The 5158-nt window shown below is 62.2% G+C and carries 6 protein-coding genes and 2 tRNA genes; 4 read left to right on the forward strand and 4 right to left on the reverse strand.

Annotated elements, in window-relative coordinates; all coding sequences use genetic code 11:
- Positions 1–146: 146 nt before the first annotated feature.
- The 4 genes from AUR66_RS10930 to AUR66_RS10945 form a co-directional block, all read right to left on the reverse strand.
- Positions 147–220, reverse strand: a tRNA-Phe gene (locus AUR66_RS10930).
- A gap of 61 nt (positions 221–281) precedes the next feature.
- The gene (locus AUR66_RS10935; protein ID WP_058572452.1) at positions 282–962 is read right to left on the reverse strand and encodes a hypothetical protein; all 681 of its coding nucleotides are present in this window, start codon (positions 960–962) and stop codon (positions 282–284) included.
- A 47-nt stretch (positions 963–1009) separates the two neighbouring features.
- On the reverse strand, positions 1010–1405 hold the full coding sequence (locus AUR66_RS10940; protein WP_058572453.1) for a VanZ family protein: 396 nt from the start codon (positions 1403–1405) through the stop codon (positions 1010–1012).
- A gap of 394 nt (positions 1406–1799) precedes the next feature.
- Positions 1800–1873: transfer RNA gene (locus AUR66_RS10945), tRNA-Val, on the reverse strand.
- Positions 1874–1967: 94 nt separating this feature from the next.
- Here AUR66_RS10945 and AUR66_RS10950 point away from each other — a divergent pair.
- From AUR66_RS10950 to AUR66_RS10965, 4 genes are all read left to right on the forward strand, one after another.
- Positions 1968–2465, forward strand: a complete 498-nt coding sequence (locus AUR66_RS10950; RefSeq protein ID WP_058572454.1) for a DUF192 domain-containing protein — start codon at positions 1968–1970, stop codon at positions 2463–2465.
- A gap of 41 nt (positions 2466–2506) precedes the next feature.
- Positions 2507–2776, forward strand: a complete 270-nt coding sequence (locus AUR66_RS10955) for a DUF7538 family protein (RefSeq protein WP_058572455.1) — start codon at positions 2507–2509, stop codon at positions 2774–2776.
- A 46-nt stretch (positions 2777–2822) separates the two neighbouring features.
- Positions 2823–3212 carry a DUF6713 family protein gene (locus tag AUR66_RS10960; RefSeq protein WP_058572456.1) on the forward strand — a complete coding sequence of 130 codons (390 nt, stop codon included), beginning with the start codon at positions 2823–2825 and terminating at the stop codon, positions 3210–3212.
- Positions 3213–3280: 68 nt separating this feature from the next.
- Positions 3281–5158, forward strand: a 1878-nt coding sequence (locus AUR66_RS10965; RefSeq protein ID WP_058572457.1) for an ABC transporter ATP-binding protein, incomplete at its 3' end; no start/stop codon positions are given.

Raw genomic sequence — 5158 nt, forward strand, 5'->3', positions numbered from 1 at the left:
CGCTCGTCGGGTTGAAATCACAGAAGTGCCGCCTCCCGGATTTGAACCGGAGCAAGACGGACCGCTCGCTATCGCTCACGGTTGCGACTTGCAGGGTTCAACTCCGCTCGCGAGAATTTTCACTGCTCACGTTGGTCGCAGGAAAATGCCGCCTCCCGGATTTGAACCGGGGACAGCTCGATCTTCAGTCGAGTGCTCTCCCAGTCTGAGCTAAGGCGGCTTGTACTCTTCCGAAGCCGGAGGGAACGAAAAAGACTTTCGAATCGCCCGTCGGCGACGGGTCAACGCCGCCGCCCCTCAGTCGCGCTCGCTCGCGCCCGCTCGGCCCGTTTGCGGATGCCCTTGAGCATCTTTCGCTCCATGGCGAACTGCACGGGTTCTACGACGAGTCGATTGACCAAACGCTCTCGAAGAGTCGTCGAACGGCCGCGGAACCGAACCACGAGCCTCGTCGAACCGGGTGAGAGTTCGTGCAACGCGAACGTCCACGTCGCCGTGCTCGCGCCCGTCTCCCACCCCGGAGCGCTCAACACGAGCGACCGGCCGGGGTCGACGACCGCCACGCGGAACGTCGGCACGTTCGACCCCAGTGGGCCGAGTCGAATCGCGTCGCCGACGCGGAGATGGTGATGACTCGGTTGGGTGGGGTCGGCGTCGTGAGTCTGTAATCCGAAGAAGTTCTCCAGACGCTCGTAACTGTAGAAGCCACTGCGGCCCTGTCCCAACTGCACCAACCACGGCCAGACGGCCCGCGCGGGTGCTGCGATGGTGATTGCCCGCGTCGACTCTACGTCTGCGTCCTCGACGAAGTCGTCGCCTGGAAGCGTGCTCGTCGCCTCGGTGTCCGTCGTGCCCCAGCGTCTGTGCCACGGACGGAGCACGAGGAGATACGCCCCGGCCAGCGCCACGCTCGTGAGTCCGAGTGCCCGTCCAACTGCCCGGAGTAGTCGTTTCGTGCCCATGTGCCTCTCACTTCTCGGCTGGTGTTAGACAAGGGGGGGTCATAACGCTACCTGCCGGTTTGTAATCTGTTGATGACGTACCAGAGGAGGCCCCCCACAACCGCCCCGAGGACGTTCGCGCCCATGTCTGCGATGCTGAACGACCGGTACGGGAGTAACGCCTGTACGAGTTCGATTCCTGCACCGTAGGCGCCGGCGACGACGACCACGTGGCCAATCGCTGTCGCCCGTCGTGCCCGACTGGCGTGTGCGAGGCCGAATCCCAGCACTGCGTATCCGACTCCGTGGACCCACTTGTCGAGGCCGACGAGCCCAAGTGGTCCGTTCGGTGTGAGACCACCCGGCGGTGTCGGTATCACCGAGGCGACGAGGACGGCGAGTGCGTACCCGACGACGACGAGGGTCGCCCGTGGGTTGTCTCGGAGGCGACTGGTGAGGGTCACTGCACGGGAGTGGGTGCGGTTTGGGGTAAAAAGGTTCGTGTGGTGGGGAGTGCGGATTGTGAGGGCTCGGGCGGATTCGAACCTCGGTCGCAACAAGTTGCTCCCTGATTCGAATCGCCCTCGGTTCACGAATTCGTGCTCGCTGTCGCTCGCACAGAATTAGTGGGCTCGGGCGGATTCGAACCACGCCGACTTCGCTCGGCTTCGCCTCGCTCGTCGTCAGGTTAGAATCGCCCTCGCGGAATAGATTTGTGACTCACCGTTCGGCTCGTCACAAAATCTGATGGGCTCGGGCGGATTCGAACCACTCCGTCAACCTCGCTCCGCTCGGTTGCCGCAAGGTTCGACTGCCCTCACAGATGTTTCTGGGCTCACTTCGTTCGCCACAGAAACATGGGCTCGGGCGGATTCGAACCACCGACCTCAGCCTTGTAAAGGCCGCGTCATAACCAACTAGACCACGAGCCCTGCAATTCAACCGAACCGGTTCGCGCTCATAACGGTTATTGTTTCGACCGACCCCCGGAACCCTTAGACACACAGCGACCGTTCTATCGAACGAATGACCTCTCGCGCACGAACTGCGGTGTTCTTCGCGGCCGTGCTCGTCGTCGTCGCCAGCGTAGTCTATCTCTCGAACCCCGCAATTGCACCGGGGGCGACCGACGACTACGAGCGAACCTCGCTGACCATCGTGGACGACGAGACGGGCGAGACGCTCGCTACCGTCGATGCCCGCGTCGCCGACACCTACGCCAAGCGATTTACGGGGTTGAGCGACACCGAGTCGCTCGCAGCGAACGAGGGGATGTGGTTCGTCCACGACTCGCCGGGGACCTACGCCTACGTGATGCGTGACATGGCCTTCCCGCTCGACATCATATTCGTGGCCGAGAACGGCACCATCACGAAGATTCACCACGCCGAACTCGACCCCGAAGGGACGAGTGAGTCTGATTTGACCCGCTACCGAGGCACTGGGAAGTACGTCCTCGAAGTCCCGTACGGCTACACGAACGAGACGTGTATCGAAGAAGGCGACCGCGTCGTCCTCGACTGAAAAGCGAAACGACCGAAAGCGTGGCCTGTGTGTGTCACCCCATGGGCGAACACGTCGATGCGCTGGCCGACCTCGAAGGGTGGTTCGCTGAGGACTTCGCGGCCCGTGTCCACTACCGCGGTGCCGACGACGCGTACAGCATCGAATTCTACGAACCGTCGAACTGCATCCTCTACTGGAAAGTGAAAGGCGACGGCGAGACGGCGGTCCCAGTCGGCCGCGACACGGTTCCGGACCCACTCCGTGAACGCGTCCGGCAGGACCTCGCCGAGGCCGGTATCGACCCCGAAGTCGAAGGACGACTCTTGTAACCTCAGCTTCATTTCACTGGCACCCCATCGTTCAGGTGGTGAAACGATGGACAGTCACGCGTGGACGGTTCGGTTGTACATCCTGAATCTGGCAGTGCTGATTACGCACGAGATAGACTCCGCGTACTGGGAAGAGTGGAAGCTCTTCGGCATTCCCGGTGGCATCCAACTGTTCAACCTGTTCAACCTCGCCCTCGTGCTCGTCTTCCTCGACGGATTCCGCCGTCTCGTCCAGCGAGAGCGACGTGGCTATCAGTTCTCGTTCCTCCTCGTGGGGGCGGGTCTGTTCGCCGTCGTCGCGCACAGCTATTTCCTCGCCATCGGCCGTCCCGAGTTCCGACTGCCCGTCTCACTCGCCCTGCTCGTGGCAACCTTCGTCCTCTCGGTTGTACAGGGTATCGTGACCGTGCAGGCACTCCGCGATGGTGACTCCTAACCGACAGAAACCGGCGGAGGGCTCCCCCACCCGAGGACTTTACCCTGCGCGCCCCCTGAAACGATTTCGTGCCTCCAGATACAGACGACGACCCGTTCGAAGACCAGCGAGAACGGGTCGACAGCCCGATGCGACGACTGTTCTCCGAGTACGGGGGCGAGAACACGTCGCAGTTCGTCGTCGGCGTCCTCGCCAGCATCGCCGCCCGGGTGTTGGACTTGGTCCCACCGGTCGTTCTCGGCCTCGCTATCGACGCCATCATCCGCCAAGAGAAGTCCTTCGCAGCAGGGTTTCCCGTCCTCCCCGAAGCGTGGATTGCTCCGTTCGTCCCCGCGACGCGGAGCGGCCAGTTCATGTTCGCCGTCGGCCTCATCGTCTTCAGTTTCACCGGCGGTGCCCTGTTCCACTGGCTCCGTAACTGGGGTTGGAACTCCTACGCGCAGAACATCCAACACGCCGTCCGGACCGACACCTACGACCGGATGCAACTGCTCAACATGGACTTCTTCGCCGACAAGCAGACCGGCGAGATGATGTCCATCCTCTCGAACGACGTGAACCGCCTCGAACGGTTCCTCAACGACGGGATGAACTCCTTCTTCCGTCTCTCTGTGATGGTTCTCGCCATCGCCGTCGTCCTCGTCTCGTACAACTGGCAACTGGCGCTCGTCGCCCTCCTTCCAGTTCCACTCATCGCGTTGTTCACGTGGAAGTTCGTCGATATCATCCAGCCAAAGTACGCCGACGTGCGCTCGTCTGTCGGCAAACTCAACTCTCGATTGGAGAACAACCTCGGCGGCATCCAGGTCATCAAGACGTTCAACGCCGAGTCCCACGAATCCGACCGCGTCGACGGCGTCTCTATGGACTACTTCGACGCGAACTGGGACGCCATCAACACCCGTATCAAGTTCTTCCCGGCGCTACGCATCCTCGCCGGCATCGGGTTCACGCTGACGTTCGTCGTCGGAGGACTCTGGGTCATCAACGGCGAGGGCCCCGGCCCCTTCACCGGCACGCTCGAAGTCGGTGAGTTCGTCACGTTCATCCTGCTCACACAGCAGTTCGTCTGGCCACTGGCGCAGTTCGGGCAAATCATCAACATGTATCAACGCGCGCACGCCTCCAGCGCACGCATCTTCGGCTTGATGGACGAACCCGCCCGCCTCGCCGAGAAGAAAGACGCGCCGGACCTCGTCGTCTCCGACGGCCGCGTCGAGTACGACGACGTGACGTTCGGCTACGACGATGGCGACCCAATCGTCGAAGACATCTCGTTCGACGTCGGCGGCGGCGAGACACTTGCGCTCGTCGGCCCGACAGGTGCCGGGAAATCGACCATCCTCAAACTGCTGATGCGGATGTACGACACCGACGAAGGAAGCGTCAGTATCGACGGCCAAGACGTTCGCGACGTGGCGCTGTCGAGTCTGCGCGAATCCATCGCTTACGTCAGCCAAGAGACGTTCCTGTTCTACGGGACGGTCGAAGAGAACATCGCCTATGGGACGTTCGACGCCGACCACGAGGACATCGTCGCGGCCGCAAAAGCCGCCGAGGCTCACGACTTCATCTCGAATCTCCCCGACGGGTACGACACGAAAGTCGGCGAACGCGGTGTGAAGCTTTCGGGCGGTCAGCGCCAGCGTGTCTCTATCGCCCGCGCCATCCTCAAAGACCCCGAAATCCTCGTCTTGGACGAAGCCACGTCGGACGTGGACACCGAGACGGAGATGCTCATCCAGCGCTCGCTCGACGCACTCACCGCCGACCGAACGACGTTCAGCATCGCACACCGTCTCTCGACTATCAAAGACGCGGACCAAATCGTCGTCCTCGAAGACGGCCGTATCGTCGAACGCGGCACCCACGACGACCTGCTGACCGAAGACGGCCTCTACGCCCACCTCTGGGGCGTTCAGGCGGGCGAAATCGACCAACTCCCC

Origin of the sequence: Haloferax profundi, from assembly GCF_001469865.1 — an archaeon.
Classification (GTDB): domain Archaea; phylum Halobacteriota; class Halobacteria; order Halobacteriales; family Haloferacaceae; genus Haloferax; species Haloferax profundi.